The sequence below is a fragment of the Saprospira grandis DSM 2844 genome (assembly GCF_000275825.1).
GTDB classification, from domain to species: Bacteria; Bacteroidota; Bacteroidia; order Chitinophagales; family Saprospiraceae; genus Saprospira; species Saprospira grandis_A.
Map to the genome: position 1 here is coordinate 2,565,694 of NZ_JH719942.1, position 23,811 is coordinate 2,589,504.

The following is a 23,811-nucleotide window of genomic DNA, read 5'->3' on the forward strand; positions in this document are numbered from 1 at the left end:
GTTTATTTTTTGGCCATCTAAATTTATTACAGATGAAGCAGCGAGAACTTTTTTTGGCAAAGCAGCAGCAGTATCAAGAAGATACAGCCCTTTATGAAGAAACCTTGGCCCAATATCAAGAACTATGTTCACTTTATCAGGAGCTTCCTGCAGAGGATCCCGATCGCCCAAGCCTAAAGGCGGCTTTGCTCAAGACCAAAGCGGGCCTAAAGGCCTTTAAGCCGCAGCTCAAAATGGATAAGGCCAATTTGGAGCAGCTATTTTTGGCCCTTAAGGAAGAGGATATACCCAAAACTGATTTTTTGGTGAAATTTGCCCAAAACGCTCAAAAAGTTGCGTTAAAGGCACGAAAGCTGCAAGGCAACATTCAAAAGGACCAATGGGAGGAAATCTTATACCTAAATGATCTTTACATCAGCTTTTCTGAAGGTAAAAAGCTCAAAGTTTGCCGTCTAATTGCAGCAGATATTAAGGCTTTAGTAGAGCAGGCAGACAACAAGCCGCCCAGTATATTTTTAGAAGAATTGGCCCAAATTTTTGAGCGTTATGATGCGGTAGAAAAGATTAAGAAGTATAGAGCTAAATCGCGCTTTATTGAGTCTACCATTGCGCCTTATGTCCTTTCCCCAAACCAACTAGAAAGCATTCTGGACCAAGCCCTGGCCAAAGATGACTTTTTGACGGAGGAGGAGTTGGAGGAGAAGGAAAGAGAGAAAGAAATGGCCATAGAGAAATGGACTTCAAAAGTTGAAAACTGGAAAACCCAAAGCATAAAAACTATTTATGAGCTGATGGTCTTAGATACGCTAGAAAAATACCGCGATTTAAAAATTAACGCTATCTATGTATTAGAAGAAATAAAAGAATGGGATAAAGTTAATGATCCAAAAGTGGTTCAGCTAATTTTTGATTACAGCCGTAAATTCCTTCCTAAAGGTCAATTAAGTAATGAAGAGGTCTCCAGCACTATGATTACAGTTATTGGAGAAACGGCTGCCTTTCTAATTGCGCATCCTGAAGCATGGTATGAAAATCACAATAAAGTACTACTACCCAACCTTCACAGAATTATAGCTCTTCTTGCAGAAATAGATGGTGCAAGAGCAAAATTTAACTGCTATGATATTTACTTAGATTGGGTAAGGCAGTCTAATGTTTTTGCAACTGACAATAGCGTCTATAAGCTAGATTGTTTAACTGAAAAATTAATCGCCTATTTCAAAAAAGAAGCGGCAATGGCTGCTTTTGCTCCAGCCTTGGAGGCTGAGCTTAAGCAACTCAAAGCAAGCCTTAAGGGCAGAAATATAATTTTAGCCCGTCATCTTATACGGCCTTATAAAAAGGCTATAGGCAATACTTTTTTCCATAAAGAAAAAAATGGGCTAATCAGTTATATAGAAGCAAATAGGGCTAATGCAACATTGGCTGAAGACTTAGCACTAATTCTCGCTCATAATTTTCAGGAGTACAATATAAAAGAGGCCATAAAAAGCTGTCAACAAGCAGTAGTACAATGGGCCCCTAGCCATACCGAAGATAGCTTAACTCAAAATATTCTACTCTCTAATGATAGTACCCTCTCGCTTACTATCAAATTTCAGTTGAATAAAAACAACGGGCAGTATGCGGCAAAAGCCACAGCTCTAAGCATGAATGTTAGTCAAAAAAGGGGCCTGACTATGAAATCAAAGCCAGTTTTAATGCTCCGCTAGTTGTGGAAGCTGATGGTACTGCTTATCACGAATTTTCTGCAGAGATTAGCTACAAAATAGCTGCGGATCAAAGAACTGTAAATATAGCTGCAGAGGCTGGGGTTGAAATAGGAAGTAGTAAAACAAAAGGTTCCACACATAACATTGGGCGAACAGGCGCTGCAAATTTTGGCCTTGATGGCATACTTGGAGGCGACTATTCTCTTACAGATGAATATGCTACAGAAAAATCTACTACAAATTATAGTTCAGGAAATGTTAGTATAAATGCCTCTGTAGCTAATACAAAGACAGATGGAATACAAAAAGGGTTTTTCAAACTTGTTAAGGGGACTTTACAAACGGTAAAGAAAGGAAATAGCGTAGAAGTACAATGGTTACTGCTTGATCCTATTGGCAACTTTGTGTATCCAAATGGAGAAATATTTGTTAAACAGGTCTTATCCAATAACGCGGATCAGTTGATTAAAGAAATTCCACTCCATAAAAAATAAAAACTAGCTATTCAAAGCCCCAAACTCCCGTTTGGGGCTTTGCTCTTTCAATAAAAGATGGAGAAGCAATACCACTTCTAAACGGTTTTGCAGGCGGCGAAGCCGCCGCAGGCTGAGGGGCTGTAGCAGGGCCGCCGAAGGCGGCAGACCGAGGCGGCTTTGCCGCCGCAGGGCCGAGCAGACCTGCGAGCTGCGCAATGGCCCGACCCGCCCAAAGGGCGGGGCAGCCCCCAAAAAAAGCCCCCTTAGCACAGCAGGCAAGAGGGCAAAATAAGCGATTAGTGATGGGGCCTTAGACATTTTCGAGAATGAGGAAAATGAGCCAGATAATAATGAGGAGGGCACCAATAAAGCCAAAAATAGAGGCGAGTACACCGATATCGAGGAGGCTAAAGAGGGCGCCCAAAACGATAAGCAAGAGGCCAAGAAGGAGAAGGTTTTTCATGGGAATATTGAGCTGTGTTTGCTCGGGGGCCTGTTCGCTATTTAGTTTTTTGAGCAAAAAGGCCTTCTTTTGGGCTTTGCTAAGGCCTTTCATTTCTTTGCGGTACTTTTTGCGGAGTTTGCGGAGTTTTTGGCGTTTTTGTTTTTTAGTGAGTTTTTTGCCTTTTCCCTGGCCTTGGCCTAGTACGGTTTCCTGATGGAAATGGCCCATATCTATGGCTGAAGAGGCGGCTTGTAGTTGCTTGTTGGGGATAAAACTAAAGAGGGCAAAAAGCAGGGGGAGCATCCAGTAGTACTTCATAATCATAATTTAGCAGTGAAGAGATATAAAGAAATGTAAAATACAAGGAAGTTTGGAAAATGGAAATCGGGACCTTAAAAAGGTTGGCCCACGGCCAGCACCCAATTGAGGCGGCCCCAATTCCAGTAGACGGGTAGGCCATCTGAGCCATAACGTTGAATTTGGTCATTTTCGTCGGTAATATCAAAGCCGGCTGGATTTCGGACCTGCATGGCTAAATCTAGGCGGAGGATAAAAAAGCTCATATCTAGGCGGATACCGACGCCTGCGTCTAGGGCCAGTTCTTGCCAAAAGTCCCAACTGATGGCGCCGTTTTCTTCTGGGCTATAGGGGTAGCCAGCAAAATCTCTTTCGATGCCTTTCATCAGCCAGACATTTCCGGCATCGGCGAAGATAGCGCCGCCAATCCAGGAATTGAGCATAAAGCGGAACTCCGTATTCATTTCTAGGCGAATATCGCCGAGTTGGAACTCTGCGCCGGGTTCGGCTCGGATGCGGCCGGGGCCGAGGTAGCGCATATTCCAGCCGCGCATACTACTTGGGCCACCTAGGTAAAACTGTCGGCTAAAGGGGATGCGGCTAGAATTGGCATAGGGCAGGGCTGCGCCCAGCATAAGTCGGCTAGCTAGGCTATACTTTTTGGCGATGCGCCAATTGTGGCCGAGGTCCAGATCGACCTTACTATATTGGGTGTAGGGGATACCAAAAAACTGAATATTGTTATTGCCATTGATTTGGTCGAGCAGCCAGACGCTAGAGCCCGTTATTTCTAGCAGGGCCCTAAAGTAGCCCAATTGATTTTTGGCGATGCGGATATTGCTTCGGCTATATTGGAAATTGCTAGCGGGAATAAAATAGCGTTCTTGCAGGGAGAGCCAGAGGCCGAGGTTACTTTCGGCTAGGCGTTCGCTAAAGGTGGCATCTAGTTGGGGTTCTAGGGTGAGGTTGATTTGCAGGGGCGACCAGCTAAAGCTTTGGTGCTTGCCTTTTTGCCAATTGTAGGAAAAGCTGGCATCAAAAGAGCTGATGCGGAAATCGCTGGCTTGTTGGAGATAATTATAATTGAGGTTAATCTTGCTATTGGGCTTATCTACGCCTAGGGTCCAGTTTCTGAAGCCCAGCATACGGGGAAACTTCAGCTCGAAGCCCGTGTTAATATCGAGTAGATTGACCCAGCTCAGGAAGCCCTCCGTGGCATTGAGTACACTATCTCGGTTTCGAATTTGGAAATCGATACCACTTTCTACATTAAAGGAAAAAGATTCTCCACCTTTGAATATATTTCGGTTTCGGGCCGATAGATTGACTGCTGCGCCTAGGTTATTACTACCCGTATTAACCTCGGTATCTATACCCAATTGTAGTTTTGGGGCTTTTTGCATAAAAACATAGGCATCTAATTCGTTGGCTTGGCCAGATTTGGAGGGCACATATTCTAGGCGAGGAAAATTAAAGACATTGAGGTCAGAGATGCGGTCGATACTCTCCTTACCGGCGTCAAAATTATAGATGCTTCCGTTGGTCAATTGGACATTTCTGGAAATGGCCGCATCCTTAATAATAAAGTTTTGTTTTTTGCGCTTAGCAATTTCCTTGGCCGCCTTGGCGGTATCGGTTTGGATACTTTTGGCGGGTTTGCGCAAGATAGTATGGATATGAATATCGGTGGGGCTAATTTCTTGGACCTCCTGATAGGATTTGCGAATAAAGCGTTGGCGGTAGGGGTGGAGACTCAGCTTATAGATTTTGCCATTGAGGGGGTTTTCGGCATAAAACTGCTGTTTGATTCGGTTTTGGTAGAAAGATTTCTTGCTTTCTTTTTTGGGGAAGCTAATTTTGATTTCGCTCCTAGATACTTGGCTAATCTTGCCCCATGCTGCATTTTTGGGGGCTTTTTCTTTGAGGCTAAGGCGGAGCAGGTAGGGGAATTTACCGCCGGCTAGAACCAAAATGCTTCTATTCTTTTGCTTAGAAATACGAGCCAGCAGATTTTCCTCTCCCTGTCCAAAGAGCGTCCAATAATTTAGACTATCGCCCTCATGCAGTTCGCTGCGGTAGAGTTGGCGGTGGCCTTTATTGGGGGGGCGAAGCACCACATAACTACTATCCATTTGGTAGCGGCGGCTACTTTTATGGATTTCTAGCCGGGGTTCATCAAGGACAATAAAGACATTGTGGATACTATACTGTTGGTGCAGGCTACTATCGCTGGGGGGGAAGACATTGACATAAATATTGGCCCGAGGACTTTTAGAGGGGCGGCCCTTAAAATCAAGCGTATCGGCATTGACGGTATCGGCTTCAAAGGCGATATAGTTCCAGTTGAACTCCTGATAGCCTTGATTTCGGATTTCGTAGGTGAGTCGGGTTTTTTCCTCTAAAAAGGCCGATTTGGCTAGCGGGTTTCCGGCTTTGATTTTAGACTTATACTTAGTTTGTTGGAGGATTTTGTGGATTTGCGGATCTGGGGATTCAAAAATGACGGTATCAATAATAAGCGGGCGGCCAGTACTATAATAATAATTGACCTTTGCCTTATAGCGGTTATATTCTACCTGATAGCCCACCTTAGCATCTAGGTAACCTTTTTGGATGAGGTAATTTTGCATAGAGAGGGCGGCATATTTGGCCTCTGCGGAATCAAATATACTGGGGGCTTCGCCCACCTTATTGCGCAAAAACTTTCGCCAGCGATTATCTTTAAAATAGCTAGAGTCTGCGGTTTGGACAAAATTGAGGGAATCGGGGCGGATGCCCCCTTTTTTCCATTGGCCATTTTCGTCTAGATGCCGATAATTTCGGTCATAAACGTACTTGATGCGTTTTTCCTTGGCTCGGTTATGAATCCAGAGAAAGGGGTAGCTAAGAAGGATCTTCCGATTGGGTTTTTGGCGCAGGGTATAGAATAGATCGTAAGCAAAAAGCTCTTGCTGTTCGGCAGAAAGCTCATAGCTTTGTTGGGGGACCAGAATAGAGTCGGCACAGAGCAGCGCGCCATCGGCTCGTTCTTTATTCTTTTTTTTGTTTAGCTTGATGGTATTACTGACCAAGAGTTGCTCTTCATAGACTCTTCTTTTTTTGTGCTTGGGGTTAGAGTGGGCAGGGAGGTACTTGCGGTTTTGGCAGCTATGTTGGCCCAATGCAAGCAGCAAGAGCAGGGGGAAGAGCAGGCCGAGGGGCCAAGAGCGAAGAAAGGGAGCCATATTTTGGGTAGATTGCGGCGTTTTTTTTTGTAGATTGTGGCCTTTGCTTTGGGCGGGCTAAAGATACATCTTTTGTTGCACTCCTTTAGCTGTTTAGCGGCCCGAAGGGCCGAACGGCCTAGCGATGCGGCGGGGTGGCCCGCAGGGCCAGACCAAAGTTTTTGAGCGAAGCGAAAAAACTGCAGGGCCGAGCAAGCCTGCGAGCCCCAAAGCGTAGCGCCGCAGCTTTGCTGCGGAGGCCCCAAAAAAATAAAAATATATGAAACGAATCAGTAAAAATGAGCTGAAGGCGATTAAGAGCTTGCAGCAGAAAAAACAGCGCGATTTGCAAGGGCGTTTTGTGGTAGAAGGAGAAAAAATTGTGCGAGAATTGCTTTTGCAAGAGCACTTTGAGGTAGAGGCCTTGATGGGCATTGAGGAATATTGGGCTGAACTTCCCTTTGAGGATTGGGCGCAGGAACCCGAGCAATATGGATTGAGCGGCAAGGAACTGGAGCGGATGTCGGGCCTCAAGCAAGCCAATAAGGTGCTGGCCGTGGTGGCCAAAAGAGAAACGCCCCCAATTGAGGGCCTGGAACAAGGGCTGTCTTTGGTCTTGGACCGCCTGCAAAATCCAGGAAATTTGGGGACCATCATCCGTATGGCCGATTGGTTTGGGGTGAAAAATATTTTTTGTAGCCCCGATTGTGTAGACCTGTACAACCCCAAGGTGATTCAGGCGAGTATGGGAAGCTTTTTGCGGGTGAATGTACATGATGTAGATTTGAATCAATTATTTGAGGATTGGGCCGACTTGCCCCGCTATGGCGCACTTTTGTCAGGCGAAAATGTCTATGATACCCCCTTGAAAAAAGGCGCCTTCCTATTGATTGGAAATGAGAGCCAAGGTTTATCGGAGGAACTGCAGGCGCAATTGACTACCGCACTGAGTATCCCTAAATTTGGCGGGGCCGAATCCCTAAATGCCGCCGTAGCCACCGGAATCTTATTAGGAGAATTTGCTGTTCGCCAGCTTTAATGGAAAAGAAAAATGGAACCGATATTTACGAATGAGGCCGTTGTTTTGGGCCTGCTGATTGTCGTTTTAGGGGCAGTCTTTTTTACCGAAAAACTAGAAAGCAAGGGCTGGAAACGCTTTTATACTTTTGTGCCCTCTTTGTTGCTCTGCTATTTTATTCCAGCCCTTTTGCATTATCCGCTGGGCCTAATTGCTCCGCATTATTTTGAGCAGGAGCCCCTAGAGGCCGTACTAAAAGCAGCAGAAATTGCCCCTCCAGAGGGTTGGGGGAGCTGGACCTATGAGGCCGTGAAAACTTGGCTGGAGGAAAAAACCAATTTGGAAGAATCGGCCTATATGGCCACAGCTAAGCATTCCAATTTGTACTTTATGGCTTCCCGATATCTCTTGCCCGTTAGTTTGATTTTGCTTTGCCTGAGCATTGATATTAAGGGCCTGATCAACTTGGGTCCCAAGGCCTTAATTATGTTTTTTGCAGCTAGTGTAGGAATCATTTTGGGCGGACCAGCGGCCTTACTACTCACTAGTTATATTGCCCCGGGATTGGTCGATATGAGCCCCGATGAACTCTGGCGAGGATTGTCTACAGTGGCAGGGAGCTGGATTGGCGGCGGCGCCAACCAAACAGCGATGAAAGAGGTCTTTGAGGTGCCCGATAATATTTTTGCCGCCATGATTGTGGTCGATGTAATTGTGGCTAACATTTGGATGGGCTTTTTGCTCTATGGCGTCAAGATTTCAGATAAGGTAGACCGCTGGCTCAATGCCGATTCTTCGGCCATCAAAGAATTGGAAGAGCGGGTGAGCGATTACCGAATGAGTGTGGCCCAAATGCCCAGTACCTACAGCCTATTTATTATGGCAGCCGTGGGTTTTGGCGGCCTGGCCTTGGCGCATGCCGGAGCCGATTGGATCGTTCCGCTATTAACCCCTTTTGAGGAAACACTCAATGAAATTGGCCTGAGCTCTTTACTTTCGGCCTTCTTCTGGCTGATCGTTTTGGCCACCACTTACGGCCTCGTTCTCTCCTTTACGCCCGCCAGAAAACTAGAGGGCTTGGGCGCTAGCCGCTGGGGATCCTTGTTCATTTATATTTTGGTGGCCACCATCGGCATGAAAATGAACCTAGGCGAAGTGGTTAAAAATCTCGGCCTTTTTGCCATCGGCATTTGCTGGATGCTCGTGCATGTGGGCGTTTTGCTTTTGGTCGCCAAACTCATCCGAGCGCCCTTTTTCTTTGTGGCCGTGGGCAGCCAAGCCAATGTTGGGGGCGCCGCTTCTGCACCCGTTGTGGCCTCCGCTTTTAGTCCAGCCTTGGCGCCAGTAGGCGTACTAATGGCCGTTTTGGGCTATGCCTTAGGCACCTATGGAGCCATTATTTGTGCCCTGATGATGAAGGCCATTGCCAGCTGATAAGTTAAACGCTTAATGAATGAATCCCTCTTTAGTATAATGGCTAGAGAGGGATTTTTTTGGGGCCTCCGCTGCGGCCTGCGGCCTTGCGGCGCTACGTTTCGGGGCTCGCAGGTCTGCTCGGCCCTTCGGCAGCAAGCTGCTTCGGTCTGCGGCTTCGCCGCCCCCCTGCACATCGCTAGGCCATGGCAGAACAGCCCGCTCAGGGCATTTTTGCCTCCCCAAAATAGCAGTAAGAACATCAGTCGATTATAAAAGTAGAAAAGCCTAAACGTTAAAACTCGAGAAAAAGCAAGGGAAAAAGCGGATAAAAAATATACAAAATAGGCAAATGTTGCGTTCTGAAGTTAAGCCAAAGTCAAGCCAGTGCTATCAAAACCTTAAGGCTAAACCGCCTAAACTGTTAAGGTTTTTATAAGCCTAGATTGAATGTCCGCTGAAATTTTGGGCCTATGCCCAAATATCAACTACTTTTGGCCAGAATTACAAAAGAAAAGTACAGAATCAGCCTTGGAAAACTGATTTTATTTTAAAATCAAAAGCAACTTAAATGAGCTCCCCTTTACGATTAGTTTTTCGGTACTTTGCCGTTATGCTTCTCAGCCTGTTTTGCCTGCCTCAACTCTATGCCTCGCATGGAGTAGCGGTAGACTTAACCTATGAATGCGTTGACCCCGCCGTGGGCCAATATCAATTTACTTTGGTCTATTACCGAGATTGCGACGGAATTACCCCCTCGGCTACCTCTCTTTCTGTTACCGGAGGAAATGGCTGTGGCGTAACTACCAATATTACCCTCTCGCAGGTCTCCGTAACAGACCAATCACAACTCTGCGACCCTTCTACTTCTAGCTGTAATGGCGGTAGCCAACCCGGGGTAGAACAGTATGTCTATCAAGGGGTAGCCACAATCGGCACCGGTTGCTCTAACCTAGTAGTCAGCTTTAGCGAATGCTGCCGAACCTCAGCCATCACTAACCTGAGTAGTACCGGAACCACTTATGTAGAAACGGTCATTAACTCGAATCACCCTCAATGGGGCGCACCTTGTAATAGTAGCCCCCAGTTTGGTCGGATTCCCGTACTCTATACCTGTGCCGGACAGCCCGCTTTCTATAGCCATGACGCCCAAGATCCCGATGGAGACTCTTTGGTGTTTTCTATTTCTGAACCCCTAGATGGGGCCTCTAGTAGTATTACCTATAGCGCTGGATTTACCGCCACTGAGCCTTTTTGTACCAATAATACCTTTACCCTAGATCCTAGTACCGGGCAAATCGCCTTTACGCCCTGTGCCAACCAATCACAGTATGCTGTAGTTGGTTTCACCATTCAAGAGTACCGCAATGGCGTGCTCATCAATACTAGCCGAAGAGAGGTGGTTATTGTGGTCCTCAATAACTGTACAAATACTTCTTCTCAAGTAGATAGCTTTACCGTAAACCAAGGCGTTTTAGATACTACAGGACTAGTAACCGCCATCAATGTTTGTGGCGGTAACCAATTGGACCTCTGCCTCAATGTTTCGGACCCCGATATTATTGACTCTTTGTCTATTAGCTCTAATATTGGGAACATTATCCCCGGAGCTACTTATACCGTCACTTATCCTACCGCCAACTTTAATGAGGCTATTGTCTGCTTTACAATCCCTACGGATAGTGTAGCTACAGGATCCTATACCTTTGTCACCTTTATAGAAGATAATGCCTGCCCCATTTCAGCACAGCAGGCCATCTCTTATAGACTGGACCTAGAAAACCTTCAGCTAGAGTTAAGCAAAGAGTTTATTTGCCCCAATAGCATAGATACAATTCAACTAGAAGCGCTGGGCTTTGGTGGTGCCGCAGCTCCAGGAACCTACTCTTGGTCGCCAGCCGCCCTCTTCGATAACCCCAATGTGCATAATCCTACTGCCTATATATTAGATACTGTAGATTTAATTTGTACTTACACAGACGGCTCTTGTGTTCAACATGATACCGTAGATGTAAGCGCTCCTTTCCCCGCAGTAATCAACCCTATTCCAGATGTAACGATTTGTAACGGAAACTCGGCTCAGGTCTTTGCTTCTGTACAACCCGGCCCTGGACCACAAAGCTTTACACTTAGCGGAACGGCAACCATTCAGCCAGACTCTATTCTCGATATTCCAATTAACACTTCAGGAATCGCTCCGGTAGATATTCTCTCTACCTCTATTCAGTCTGTCTGCCTAGATATGACTTGCGGAAACGGTTTTGTCCGTGACCTCAACCTTTTTCTTATTTCTCCTACCGGCTGTATCTTACCCCTAATGAGTGGCCAAGGTGGAATTAACGATAGAGGATTAACTGGAGCTTGTTTTACCCCAGATGCCACACAGGCAATCACGGCTTATAACACGCCCTTTTCTGATATTCCTAATAATACAGACTTTATTCCTGTTGGTGCAAATGGCTTTGGCGGACTCAATGGCTGCGCAGCCAATGGACAATGGGTTTTGCGGATTCAACATAATCTTGCGCCTAGTTTGGGCGGTGTACCTTGTACCGTAACCAACTGGAGCATTACCTTCAATGACCAATCCGCAGCTAGCTTTTATTGGTCACCTAACTATAATATTAGCTGTACAAATTGTGATAGCAGCATCATCTCTCCAACTGTAGATACACAGTATCAGGTGATCGCTCAAAACACATTTGGCTGTAGCGATACAACAAACTTTAATGCCGTAATTGATACCGCTTATCCCGCTCCAATTATTGTTTGTGATTCGGTAACCGCTACAGATGTCTATTTCTCTTGGCAGCCTATTTTTGGCTCAGGAGGATATAGCATTAGCGTTAATGGTGGCCCCGCTTTCACTCAGGCCGTTACCAATACAACCTATTCTGTAGGAGGGCTCACCCCCGGCCAATGTGTAGACTTAACCATTTATGCCCTTTCTGGAGGAAGTTGCACAGATGGACCTTCTACTACGCATTCTTGCTGCGCCTCTGGCTGTATTAACCCCATTACTTCTAGTACCGCTACTAGCTGTAATGGAACTTCCGATGGTTCTGCAACAGTAGCACTCGCTTTTGCTACTCCCCCCATTGTCTATCAATGGGATGCCAATGCCGCATTGCAAACGACTGCAACCGCAACTAACCTAGCCGCAGGAACCTATGCTGTAACTATTTCTGAAGCCACTGGCTGTACCGCTACCGCAAGCGTAACGGTATCAGAACCTACGGTCTTGCAACTGAGCAATACAATCAGTTCAGACTATAATGGCCAAAATATTTCTTGTGTAGGCGCTGCCGATGGAGAATTGACTGCCGCCGCCACCGGAGGAACCTCGCCTTATAGCTATCTCTGGCCCGATGGCCAAACTACAGCTGTAGCTACAGGCTTGGCCGCAGGTACTTATTGTGTAACGGTAACCGATAATAATGGCTGTACCGCTACCGCTTGTGAAACACTTACAGATCCTAGCGCTATTACTGCTACTAGCACAACTACAGATGTGAATTGCTTTGCTGGTGCCGATGGTACGGCAACGGTGACCGCCACCGGAGGAACTGTAGCTGTTGATTATACCTATAGCTGGAGTACAACGCCAACTCAGACTACCGCTACGGCCACAGGCCTTAGCGCTGGAACTTATACTGTGACCATTACAGATGATAATAACTGTAGTATTACAGAAAGTAGTACGGTGATTGAGCCAACAGCAACTGTAACGGCTACGGCTGCAGTCACTTCTAACTATAATGGCCAAGATATTAGTTGCGCAGGCAACTGCGATGGCGAAGCAGAGGTCCTTCCTGTTGGAGGAACTCCCGCCGCAGCCGGTTATCTATATCTCTGGCCTGATGGCCAAACTACGGCCATTGCTACTAACCTCTGTGTAGGCACTTATGCCGTAACAGTTACCGATAGCTTGGGCTGCTCAGCCGTAGCCAGCGTAACGGTAAATGAACCACTGCCGCTTTTGTCTACTATGCAGGCGAGTACAGATGTAAGCTGTAATGCAGGATCTGATGGTGCAGCTACGGTTAGTGCAACAGATGGAACTGCTCCTTATAGCTATAGCTGGAACGATGCTGCAGCACAAACAACAGCAAATGCAACTAACCTAGCTGCAGGGCAATATTTTGTCACTGTTGAAGATGCCAATGGTTGCCAAACCCTAGATTCTGTAGTCATCAATGAACCCACCGCAGTAACAGTCTCTTTGGCCGTTAGCTCTAACTATAATGGTCAAGATGTAAGCTGTAACGGAAGTAGCGATGGAGAAGCTATTGCTACCGCAACTGGAGGCTCAGGCGGATATACCTACCTTTGGGATGCCAATACGGGCAACCAAACAAGCGCTAGCGCTACTTCACTAGCCGCCAATACCGCTTATTGTGTAACGGTCACTGATGTGAATGGCTGTACCGCTACCAATTGTATTACACTGACTGAGCCTACGGCGCTTTCTGCTACTAGCTCAACTACGGATGTAAATTGCTTTGGTGGAGCCGATGGTACTGCAACAGTTGTTGCCTCTGGCGGAACGGTAGCTGTTGATTATAGCTATAGCTGGAGTACAACGCCAACTCAGACTACCGCTACTGCCTCTGGCCTTAGTGCTGGAACTTATACAGTGAGCATTACAGATAATAATGGCTGTAATATTACAGAAACAGTCACTATAGTAGAACCCGCCGCTGCGCTAAGCTTAACCGCAGGAGTAATCTCTAACTATAATGGCCAAGATATTAGCTGTGCAGGCAACTGCGATGGCGAAGTAGAGGCCCTACCTACAGGTGGAACTCCTGCCGCAGCCGGTTATCTATATCTCTGGCCTGATGGCCAAACTACGGCCATCGCTACTAACCTCTGTGTAGGCACTTATGCCGTAACAGTTACCGATAGCTTGGGCTGCTCTGCCGTAGCTACCGTAACGGTAAATGAACCACTGCCGCTTTTGTCTACTATGCAGGCGAGTACAGATGTAAGCTGTAATGCAGGATCTGATGGTGCAGCTACGGTTAGTGCAACAGATGGTACTGCTCCTTATAGCTATAGCTGGAACGATGCTGCAGCACAAACAACAGCAAGCGCAACTAACCTAGCTGCAGGGCAATATTTTGTCACTGTTGAAGATGCCAATGGTTGCCAAACCCTAGACTCTGTAGTCATCAATGAACCCACTGCAGTAACAGTCTCTTTGGCCGTTAGCTCTAACTATAATGGTCAAGATGTAAGCTGTAACGGAAGTAGCGATGGAGAAGCTATTGCTACCGCAACTGGAGGCTCAGGCGGATATACCTACCTTTGGGATGCCAATACGGGCAACCAAACAAGCGCTAGCGCTACTTCACTAGCCGCCAATACCGCTTATTGTGTAACGGTCACTGATGTGAATGGCTGTACCGCTACCAATTGTATTACACTGACTGAGCCTACGGCGCTTTCTGCTACTAGCTCAACTACGGATGTAAATTGCTTTGCTGGTGCCGATGGTACCGTAATCGTTGTTGCCTCTGGCGGAACGGTAGCTGTTGATTATAGCTATAGCTGGAGTACAAGCCCCACGCAAACTACCGCTACCGCTACTGGCCTTAGCGCTGGAACTTACACGGTAACGATTACAGATGATAATGGCTGTAATATTATAGAAACAGCTACGGTAGGAGAACCTGCTACCGCTGTTAGTGCAACTACAAGTACAACCGATGCACTCTGCTTTGGTAGTGCAGATGGAACCGTAACGGTTCTTCCAACAGGGGGGACTGGACCTTATACTTATCTCTGGGATGCCGCTGCAGGAAGCCAAACTACGGCTACCGCAACAGGCTTAGTCACTGGAAATTATTGTGTGACAGTAACTGATGCACAAGGCTGTACCTTTAGTATCTGCGAAACTGTAGCAGATGGTATTGCCATTCAGCTAGCGGCAACAACTAACCCAGCTCTTTGCTTTGGTAGTGCTGACGGTAGCGCAACGATAACGGCAACTGGAGGCGCTGCAGGATATACTTACTTCTGGTCTGCCATGGGACAAACCACTGCTACGGCTACTGGCCTAGTTGCTGGCCAACATACCGTGACGGTAACTGATGCCAACGGCTGCGCTGTAGATACTACAGTAACCGTTAACCAACCAACTGCATTAACTACTCCTATCTTTAATAGCAGTACAATTAGCTGTAATGGGCTGACTGATGGAACAGCTACAGTAAGCACCTCTGGCGGAACCGCTCCTTATACTTACCTTTGGGAGAATGGCCAGACAACTGCAACGGCTACTGCCTTGGCAGCAGGGATGGAGTCCGTAACGATTACCGATGCCAATGGCTGCTTTATTATTGATAGTGTCAATATTGTAGAGCCAACAGCTGTAGTCTCTACACTAGTTACCGACTCTATTAGCTGTTACGGTCTTAATGATGGACAAATTACCGCAACAACAACAGGTGGACAGCCTCCTTATACCTATAACTGGTCTAATGGGCAGTCTGGCTTCCAAATTAGTAATTTGCTTACTGGTCCTTATGATGTGACCGTGACCGATGCCAATGGTTGTTCTGTTACTCTTAGCACTTTTGTTGGCGAACCTGCTTCGGCTGTAGTGGTCAATATCATTAACCCAGTTAATCCTATTTGTGCTGGAGATAGTGATGGTGAAATGACCGCCGACGCTTTGGGGGGCACACCCAACTATACCTTTATTTGGTCTGATGGACAAACTACAGCTACTGCTGATGGTCTAGCGCCAGGTACATATGCCGTAACGGCAACGGATGCTAGAGGATGTACTTCTTCGGCTTCTGCAAGCATTACAGCACCTTCAGCAATTGTGCTTAACGTGCAACAATACTCGAACTTTAATGGTGCAGCAATTAGCTGCCCTGGTGCAGCAGATGGAGCGGCTCAGGTCACCGCTAGTGGTGGAGTTGCGCCTTATACTTATGCCTGGTCTGGCGCCCAAGCCCAAAATGGCACAATTGCTAGCAACTTGGCGGCAGGGACTTATGCCGTAACGGTAACGGATGCTGCTGGCTGTACAGCTATTGATAGCATCAGCTTGGCGGATCCAGTACCTTTGGATGCGACGATCCAACAAGTGAATGTATTCTGTGCTAATGATTGCGATGGCCAAATTATCGCTACAGCGGTATCGGGAACCGGTACTTTGGGCGTAAATGGCTATGAATATCGCATTTTAGGTCCTGGTCAAACAGGCAATGTATTTAGCAGCAATAATAACTTTACGGGGCTCTGCGCAGGAACCTACACGGTAGAGGTCCGAGATGGAAACAACTGTGTATTGCCGATTTCAGTAACGATTACGGAGCCTACAGCCATTCAGTTGAGCCTAAGCGATACGGATGTATCTTGTGCAGGCGGAAGCGATGGAACGGCTAGCGTAAGCGCTAGTGGTGGAACGCCTCCTTATAGCTACAACTGGGGTAATGGCATGACAGGAACCACAATTACAGGCCTAATGGCGGGTACTTATGAGCTGACCGTCACCGATGCGAATGGTTGCGATATGGTGTCTACTACAGAAGTAGAAGAGCCCGCAGTCCTAACGGCTAGTATGAGCGCCAATGCGCCTAGCTGTAATGGAAGTACAGATGGTAATGCTACCGTAAGCGTACAAGGTGGAACAATGCCTTATACTTACTTCTGGTCAGATGGCCAAGGAACAGCAACAGCAGTAGGGCTATCGGCAGGAACGCATAGCGTGACGATCACCGATGCCAATGCCTGTGAGCTAGTAGAAAGTATTGTGATTGGCGAGCCAAGCTTGTTGAGCACAACAATTACCACCAATACAGCAGCCTGTGCTGGAGCAAATAGCGGTAGCGCTACGGCAGTTCCCACAGGTGGAACAGCCCCTTATACTTACCTTTGGTCTGATGGACAAACTACGGCCACGGCAATGAACCTAGCGCCAGGGGCTTACTCTGTGGTGGTAGTGGATAGCCAAGGTTGTTCTGTAACAGAACAAGTCTTGCTACAAAACCCCGATCCTGTCGTATTGAGTTTTGTGTCGAGCAGCAACCCTAGTTGTAATGGCGATCAAAATGGAACGGCTACGGTAGTAGCTAGTGGAGGGAATGCCCCTTACAGCTATCTCTGGCCCAATGGCGAGACTACAGCGACGGCAACTAGCCTAGGCGCTGGAGTAAATACAGTAACGGCGACAGATGCCAATGGCTGTAGCACGACATTGGATGTCAATATGGTAGAACCTGCGGCCCTAGTGGTCGATACGATTCGGATGACAGCGGTGAACTGTAAAGGGGGAGCCGATGGAACGGCCACGGTCTTCTTGAGTGGCGGAACCTTACCATACAGCTTTGCTTGGTCCAACGGAATGACTGGCCAAAGTATTAGCGGTTTGGCCGCAGGGACTTATGTGGTCAGCGTAACGGATGCGAATGGTTGTGTGACCAACAGTCAGATTATAGTGAGTGAACCCGCTAGTGAGCTAGTGGCGACCCTAAATACTGCAGATGCGCTTTGCTTTGGTGGAGCCTCTGGTCAAATTACCGCTATTGTGAGCGGTGGAACGCCAAATAGCAATGGCGATTACACTTATGCTTGGTCGAATGGAGCGAGCAGTGATGTGAACTCGAACTTGAGTGTTGGTAGCTATAGCGTGACGATTACAGATGCCAACGGCTGTTTTTTGGTCCGTACGGCAACAGTAAATGAAAGCTCAGGAATTAGTAGCCAAATTGTGAATGTAACAGATGCAAGCTGTACAGGCAGCGCAGATGGAAGCGCTCAGGTGACGGCTTCTGGCGGAACAGGAACCTTGAGTTATCAGTGGTCAGATCCTTTGGGTCAGACGACGAATGTAGCGACTGGCCTTTCTGCGGGCACTTATTATGTGAGTGTAACAGACCTGAATGGTTGTACGCAAGTAGATACGGCAGTAGTAGAAGAGGCTTTGGCCTTGAGTGTTACGGTAGCGATTGATGATGTAGATTGCTATGGGGCCTCTACGGGTGCGATTAGCATTACGAACTCGAATGAGCCTTTGCAGGCGAGTTACTGGAGCAATGGTGTTGTGGGCACGAGCATTACGGCCCTAGCTGCTGGCCAATATGGCGTGGTGGTCCAATCGATTAGTGGTTGTGTGGATAGCTTTAGCTATCTAGTGGGTCAGCCTGCGGAACTAGAGTTGAGTTTGAACCAAGTTCGAGCGGTAGATTGCTACAACAATAGTACAGGCGCTTTGGGCTCTACGGTAGCTGGTGGAACTTCGCCTTACAATTATCTATGGTCCAATGGTGCGCTAACGCCTAGTTTGGATAGCATAGCAGCAGGCAACTATACCCTTAATGTAGAAGATGCCAATGGATGTAAGGTAGATACGAGCATTAGCTTGGCGAATCCGACGGAAGTAGGTATTGGCAACCTCAGTATTACAGGCGCGGCCTGTGTGGGCGATGCGAACGGAAGCATTCAGTTGGATGGAACGGGCGGATCGACGCTATTGGGTAGCTATACTTATAGTCTAGATAGCTTGACGTTTCAGGGCGGTAACCTTTTTGTGGGCTTGGAAGCGGGGATTTATCCTTTGTATGTCCAAGATAACAATGGTTGTCTTTTTGATACTTTGGTGACGGTAGAAGCGGCAGATCCCTTCTTTATGACGAGCTTTGGTCCGGCTTTAGATTCGGGCGAAGTGGAGTATGTGCTAGAGTATGGCGATACTTTGACGCTTTTTGCGGATTTGAATGATACGACTGCGGCAAGCTGGTGGTGGACCGAGATTAACGCTGGGGCATTGGTGGATAGTAGTTTGGAGACTTCATTGACGCCTTATGAGTCGGGGATTTATCAGTTTACGGCCATGAATGCTTCTGGCTGTATGGAGGATAGCACGATTGTGGTGAAGATGGAGAAGCCTAGAAATGCAGCTGCACCTACGGCCTTTACGCCGAATAGTGACGGGAATAATGACCGTTTCTTTGTTCAGGGCGATGAGAAGGTGGAACAGGTGTTGGTGTTTAGAGTGTATGACCGCTGGGGCGAGTTGGTGTATGAAGGTTTGGACCTTGATCCTAATGATCCTCAACAGGGTTGGGATGGTAGCTTTAAGGGCAAGCCAATGAATTCTGGGGCTTATGCTTGGTATGCTGAAGTGCTCTATATTGATGGAGAGACGGCAGTGATTAACGGGGCGGTGAATTTGCTTCGTTAGTGCTGAGTTGATGATGTAGTGAAGGGCTGTCGGGTTTTCCCGACAGCCCTTTTTTTATGGGGATGCGCCCCGGAGGGGGGGATCGTAATGCTGGGCGCTTTGGCCGTAGGCCAAAGGAGCCCAGCCCCCAGGCGGGGGCGGGGCAGGGGAGGGCTAGGCCTGAAATGGAATATATTGAGGGTTAGATTAGCTCAAGTGCAGAGCATGTGGTGGCCGCCGCCAGCCGCCGGCCGGGCGCGCTTGGCGCGAGCCTGCGAAGCTTGAAGGCGCGAAGCGGCTTGTAGCTGAGCAGTGGGGGGGGGCCTAGGGGCCTGAAGGGGTGGCCGCAGGCCAGACCGAGCCGCTGAAAGCGGTGAAGGGCCGAGCAGGCTTGCGAGCCCCGAAAGGGCCCGGCCGCCGAAGGCGGCAGGCCCCAAAAAAAAGAGACCCTTAAAAAGAGTCTCTTAGCTAAAAAAAAAATAGTAGAATGAGCTGTTTAGAGCTGCCCTAAAAAGGTACGGAAAGGATCATCGCTGATGGGGGCAAAATCGCTATCCATAGGATCTTTGACCTTATCAACTTTAGCGCTGTTGGTCGCAATTTGGGCTAAAATCGGTTGTTTGGCTTTAACTTCAGCAACAACTTTGTCTAGCTCCTGAAGCTCAGCCTCGTCTTTAGCTTCGGCCAAAGCGGCTTGGGCATTGGCAATATAAGCGCTAAGATTGACGGAGTTGATGACCTTAAGTCCTGATTGTACAGACTGAATGAGGGCATCTGTCACGATTGTAGAACGAATATCGGCTAGTGGTTGCTCTAGCTCGGCAATCACAGGATCAATGCGTTTAATCAAAGCTTGGCCATTTTCGATGAGGGCCGCCAAACGCAAAGCCATGCTATTATCTTCTAAAACGGTATCTGAACTAGCTGAGGCTACTGCTTCAGCTCCTGCCGCGGCCTCTTCTAGGCTGTCGACAAAATAGGCCTGCAGCTTACATTTTTTAAGCAAACTCTTATTCAGTGCCTTAAGCACCGCAGGTTTTTGGCCCTTGCCCAGCTCTGCCAATAACTGAAGGTTGCCCTCCGCATCTAAACGGCATTGGCCCGCAACAAAAGAAGCCGACTTCTTTTGTTCCTTGATGTATTTTTTCCAAGCAGAAGGAACCCCCTCTCCAATATACATTAGGGGCGACTTCTCTTCTCCAAAGTCAAATTCTGTGTCATAGAAAAACTTGAGCGGGCTACTTAGGTCGCCCTTAACAGCTTGCTTGAGTAGCTTAATATTAAAATCTGTTCCTTTCTCTTTTAAGAAATCTGGACTTTTAAACTTCGCTTTCATAATCAGTTGATTTTAAGTGGGATGAGGCATTAAAATTTGGCGTACTCAGCCTTTAAGGTTTCTAGCTCCTGGGCCGTAAGCGGTTCCATATCAATGGTTTTGCTCGTTAGCTTTGAAAACTTATCACTGAAGAACTTTTGCATATCTTCAATGAAGGGGTATTCCACCAACCATTCGCCCTTGCTGATGTCAAACTCTTTGGCGGGAAAAGGAACGTCTTTTTTCTGAAATGGAATATGAGCATGCATGCTAGCCGCCCGCTCTACATTCAAAATAACGAGTTCATTGCCTTTTTCTGGATATTGTAGCTTGGCCTCGGCGGGGATGCCGATCGTATCCAAAATAGCCTTGATGATAGCTGTCGCGCCAATCGCAAATTCTAAGTAGCCCTTAAAGCTCAAGCCACCTTTTAATTCAGCATCAAAGGCAAAATTAGTCGCTGCAGCAATGTTGCCTTTATTCAAACTAACTGCCGCCTCTCCTCCAATTGCCGCCTCTGCAGCCAAAACCGCTCTAGCCGATGCCTTGACAATTTTTAAGATAGCCACATAGATGCCCAAAAAGGCTTTGGCCTCTGCCGTAGCCGAAGCCCCAATATTTCCACTAACAACTTTCTCTATTGCCGGATCAAAGAAGTTGTGTAGGGTCAATGCGCCTCCTACCTCAAAAGCTGCCTTGAAGGCCGCCCCCAACTCTAAGCCTGCATCTACAAAGCCCAGATCAAAGAGCGGAACATCTAAACTAACCTCATAGTCGGGAGTCGATATTTTATACTTTAATAGGTCTCCTGTAGAAATCGTAGGCTGCTGTCCCTCTTCTGTAGGCTCGCCATTGGCTTTCTTAATCAAGTATTTTCCGGCAGCAGCCCCAAAGTTTTCATAGGCCCAATTGGCCAAGCCAAAGGTCTTGCGAATCCAGTCAATCTGATCAGGTACTTCAGTGGCTTCTACACCCTTAATAACAGCTTGGGCCCCCTCCGGATCAGCTTCCTTAAAGGCATCTTTTAAGGGCTCTATATATAAAATGTCAAATTTCTCTAAGCTGGCCTTAACCGAATCATCCGCCTGCCCCTTATTGCGTAGGGCTTTCACTTTGTCATCCAACTTTTCCTGAAATTGGTCACACTTACTAAGGCTGCCATTAGGCTGATGCGCTTCCCCATACAAAAGAGCCAAACCAAAAGAATCCTTTAATGGCCCTAGGTTGTCTTTGGTTAGCTTCTTTAAAGAACCCTTGGTGGCCGAACGACTAAAAAATCCCTCGCTATGATGATAGTTCTCTGCCGCATCTTTAAACTGCGCAGTCAGTAGATCAATATCACTCTGTTGAAGGTATCTGTAGTCTATGGCTTTCAAACTGCTCAAAAATTGCTTGAGGTAGTTGGTCGCCATGATGAGCGCCTTCTTTTTATCCAAATTCTCCTCAACCGCTACCATTTTTTCAAGCGTCTTGAGTAGCTGTGTGGTATTGGCCGCAACAAAAACTTTATCTTCCTTGATTTCTCGCTCTACCATCTTACGATAAAGGCTGTACGTCATAAAGGGCGACTTTACCGTATTGAGCTTATCCCCTAGTTCTTCTTCTACATAAGACTGAATAAATGACTCCTTAGACCGAATGTCATTCTCTAACTCCTTGGCCTTTTGTAAGACTCTGGCAAATTCAGCCCCAGGATCAGGCGCCTGACTCAGCCTTTCTGCAGGGTTTCCTGCTAAGTAGCCCTCTAAGGTCTGTAGCTGTTGCTGGATGTTTTCTTTTTCTGCCTGGATTTTTTTATCCAAGTATTGCTGACAGTCATTTAAATAAGCTTGCAGCTTGTTCGCCGCAGTCTCAAACTCTTGCAGCTTGGCTTTAAATTCTTTTACTTCTTGGCTCATCTAATTAGTTTTTCTAATTATTAGATAATAATGAGGATAATGTATTTAGGTATTTATTTCGGCTATAGCGGCCTCAATGGCCGGCATGTAGTTTAAGGCCAAGGCCTTCTTCTTCAATTTCTCTAGCTGATCTGCCGAAGGCTGCTCTACAGGATAGTAGTACTTGGCCGCCGCATCTACTTCTAGCACCGGGTAGTGCAAGAGCAATTCTCCCTCAAAAAAAGAAATGCGCATACTGCTCGAACTTCCGCCCTTGACCGGCTGAACGCTTAATAAAATGGCATGCTCCGACTCTACTTCTACACGGTAATAAGCCTCTAAGGGAACTTCCGCCCCATTTTCAAAGAAAAGTAATCCCTCTGGGGTGATCAATAGCATTTCCTTAGACATTTTGTCCAATACTTGCTTGCTCAAAAAGGCAGGCAACTCTAGGAGCTCCTTTTCTGAGGCCGCTATGATTTTAGACATATTGGGTGTCCATAACTGACCAAAAGCTTGCTGCAAAATTGGCGATTGGGCATTGCGCGTAAATTCTGCCTCATATTTTGCCCGAATTTTATCGGCACTGTTGGCCCGCACTTTCTGCAGCTGCTCCGGATATTTTTCTTCTAAATAGGCGGTTGCCTTGGCAAAGCCCTGTTGGTCCGCCCTGATGAGCATCTTAACGGCATTGTTCCGATCCCCGTTTTTAGTATAGACTACCCCCAAATGATAGTAGAGCTCTGCAATTCCCATGCTGCCCGTTTCCTTAACCGCCGCAGTCAAATCCGCCGCAGCTCGATCATATTGCTTGGCCTTGGCAAACAATAAACCTCTGGCTTTAAGTAAGCGACTGGCGGCACCATCTAATTTTAAGGCCTGACTATAGTCCTGCAAAGCCCCCTTGAGGTCTTTCAATTGCTCTTTGGCCTCCGCCCGCATCTCAAAGTATAAAGGCTGCTCTTCTTGCGCAATCAAAGCATCATAATCCGCTACCGCTTTGGCCCATTCCTCGGCCTGTACCAAACGATAGGCCCGCTTTTTTAATATGGTCGTCTTCTCTTTTTCTGTCAATTCTAAAGCCATGGCTTTCTCATAAAGCGCAATGGCCGCCTGATGATCTGGCTCAATCGCCGCCAAATTCAAGATATAAATCACTTCTTCTGGCAAATGCTGATGCAAAAGCGCCAAACTCGCCTTGTAGTCCCCTTTGTAGGCCGAATCTGTTTGATACAACCTTAAGCGAAGCTTCTCGATATTGAGCTGAAACTTTTCTTTCGGAAAGTACTGCTCCAAAAAGGCCAAAGCTTCCGCTGTCGATCTAGATTTCTGATAGAGCTCTACCACCGATACCGCAATCTGCTCTTGCTCGTTTTGTGCCAAGCTCTTGTCCTGCATCGCTTGCTGATAATGCCCTAAGGCTTTTTCATAAGAGAGCTGCTCTAGCTTAAGATCGCCCAAATAAGCATGCGCCTTGGCATGGGCCGAATCTACTTCCAAAATGGCCTCTAAATGGTTTTCAGCCTTAAATTTACTGCCAAAGAGAATTTCATGCTCGGCCAAACTAAATAATACTTCTATGTTCGTAGGCTCTTTTTCCTTGGCCTTAAACAAAAAATACTCATATTTGCCGTTTTTCTGAGCGGCCTTGGCCGCTCTGGCCAAAAGCAAAAAGAAATCGACATCAGTCTCTTCTTCATACTCAAAAGTTAAAGGCGCTCCTTGTTTAACAATAGCCTCAAATTCTTGCTGCTCAAATAGTTGCTCTAAAGCAGCCCTTTTTTCTGCAAAACTCATAGAGTTGTCGTTTAAGGGGGTTATGAAATGGAGGGGAATCTACTAGTTCTAAATTATTCAATGCCGTTTGTGACAAGG

At 47.0% G+C, this 23,811-nt stretch carries 10 protein-coding genes; 5 read left to right on the plus strand and 5 right to left on the minus strand.

Going from position 1 to position 23,811, the window contains the following annotated elements; translation table 11 throughout:
• Together SAPGRDRAFT_RS23500 and SAPGRDRAFT_RS23900 are read left to right on the plus strand one after the other, a co-directional pair.
• Positions 1–1,712, plus strand: a 1,712-nt coding sequence (locus SAPGRDRAFT_RS23500) for a hypothetical protein (protein WP_002659476.1), incomplete at its 5' end; no start/stop codon positions are given.
• A gap of 2 nt (positions 1,713–1,714) precedes the next feature.
• Positions 1,715–2,206, plus strand: a complete 492-nt coding sequence (locus SAPGRDRAFT_RS23900; protein WP_002659477.1) for a hypothetical protein — start codon at positions 1,715–1,717, stop codon at positions 2,204–2,206.
• Between the two features lie 292 nt (positions 2,207–2,498).
• Here the strand turns inward: SAPGRDRAFT_RS23900 and SAPGRDRAFT_RS11865 are convergent, their stop codons facing one another.
• Entirely contained in the window at positions 2,499–2,951 is a 453-nt protein-coding gene (locus SAPGRDRAFT_RS11865) for a hypothetical protein (RefSeq protein WP_002659479.1), read from the minus strand.
• 74 nt (positions 2,952–3,025) lie between these two features.
• On the minus strand, positions 3,026–6,154 hold the full coding sequence (locus SAPGRDRAFT_RS11870) for an outer membrane protein assembly factor (RefSeq protein WP_002659480.1): 3,129 nt from the start codon (positions 6,152–6,154) through the stop codon (positions 3,026–3,028).
• 259 nt (positions 6,155–6,413) lie between these two features.
• Here SAPGRDRAFT_RS11870 and SAPGRDRAFT_RS11875 point away from each other — a divergent pair, with 259 nt between their 5' ends.
• The 3 genes from SAPGRDRAFT_RS11875 to SAPGRDRAFT_RS11885 all read left to right on the plus strand — a co-directional run bounded on the left by SAPGRDRAFT_RS11875 (position 6,414) and on the right by SAPGRDRAFT_RS11885 (position 18,765).
• Positions 6,414–7,172 carry a TrmH family RNA methyltransferase gene (locus SAPGRDRAFT_RS11875; RefSeq protein WP_002659481.1) on the plus strand — a complete coding sequence of 253 codons (759 nt, stop codon included), beginning with the start codon at positions 6,414–6,416 and terminating at the stop codon, positions 7,170–7,172.
• Between the two features lie 12 nt (positions 7,173–7,184).
• Positions 7,185–8,585: a DUF819 family protein gene (locus tag SAPGRDRAFT_RS11880; RefSeq protein ID WP_002659482.1), complete on the plus strand. Its 1,401-nt coding sequence runs from the start codon at positions 7,185–7,187 to the stop codon at positions 8,583–8,585.
• A gap of 550 nt (positions 8,586–9,135) precedes the next feature.
• Positions 9,136–18,765 (plus strand): T9SS type B sorting domain-containing protein, encoded by a 9,630-nt coding sequence (locus tag SAPGRDRAFT_RS11885; protein ID WP_002659483.1) that lies wholly within the window; start codon positions 9,136–9,138, stop codon positions 18,763–18,765.
• A gap of 475 nt (positions 18,766–19,240) precedes the next feature.
• Here SAPGRDRAFT_RS11885 and SAPGRDRAFT_RS11890 read toward each other — a convergent pair whose 3' ends face one another.
• Genes SAPGRDRAFT_RS11890 through SAPGRDRAFT_RS11900 form a run of 3 tightly spaced genes read right to left on the minus strand, consistent with a single transcriptional unit; the run spans position 19,241 to position 23,733 of the window.
• Entirely contained in the window at positions 19,241–20,080 is an 840-nt protein-coding gene (locus SAPGRDRAFT_RS11890; RefSeq protein WP_002659484.1) for a hypothetical protein, read from the minus strand.
• Between the two features lie 29 nt (positions 20,081–20,109).
• Entirely contained in the window at positions 20,110–21,957 is a 1,848-nt protein-coding gene (locus SAPGRDRAFT_RS11895) for a hypothetical protein (protein ID WP_002659485.1), read from the minus strand.
• 45 nt (positions 21,958–22,002) lie between these two features.
• On the minus strand, positions 22,003–23,733 hold the full coding sequence (locus tag SAPGRDRAFT_RS11900) for a tetratricopeptide repeat protein (protein WP_002659486.1): 1,731 nt from the start codon (positions 23,731–23,733) through the stop codon (positions 22,003–22,005).
• Positions 23,734–23,811: the final 78 nt, after the last annotated feature.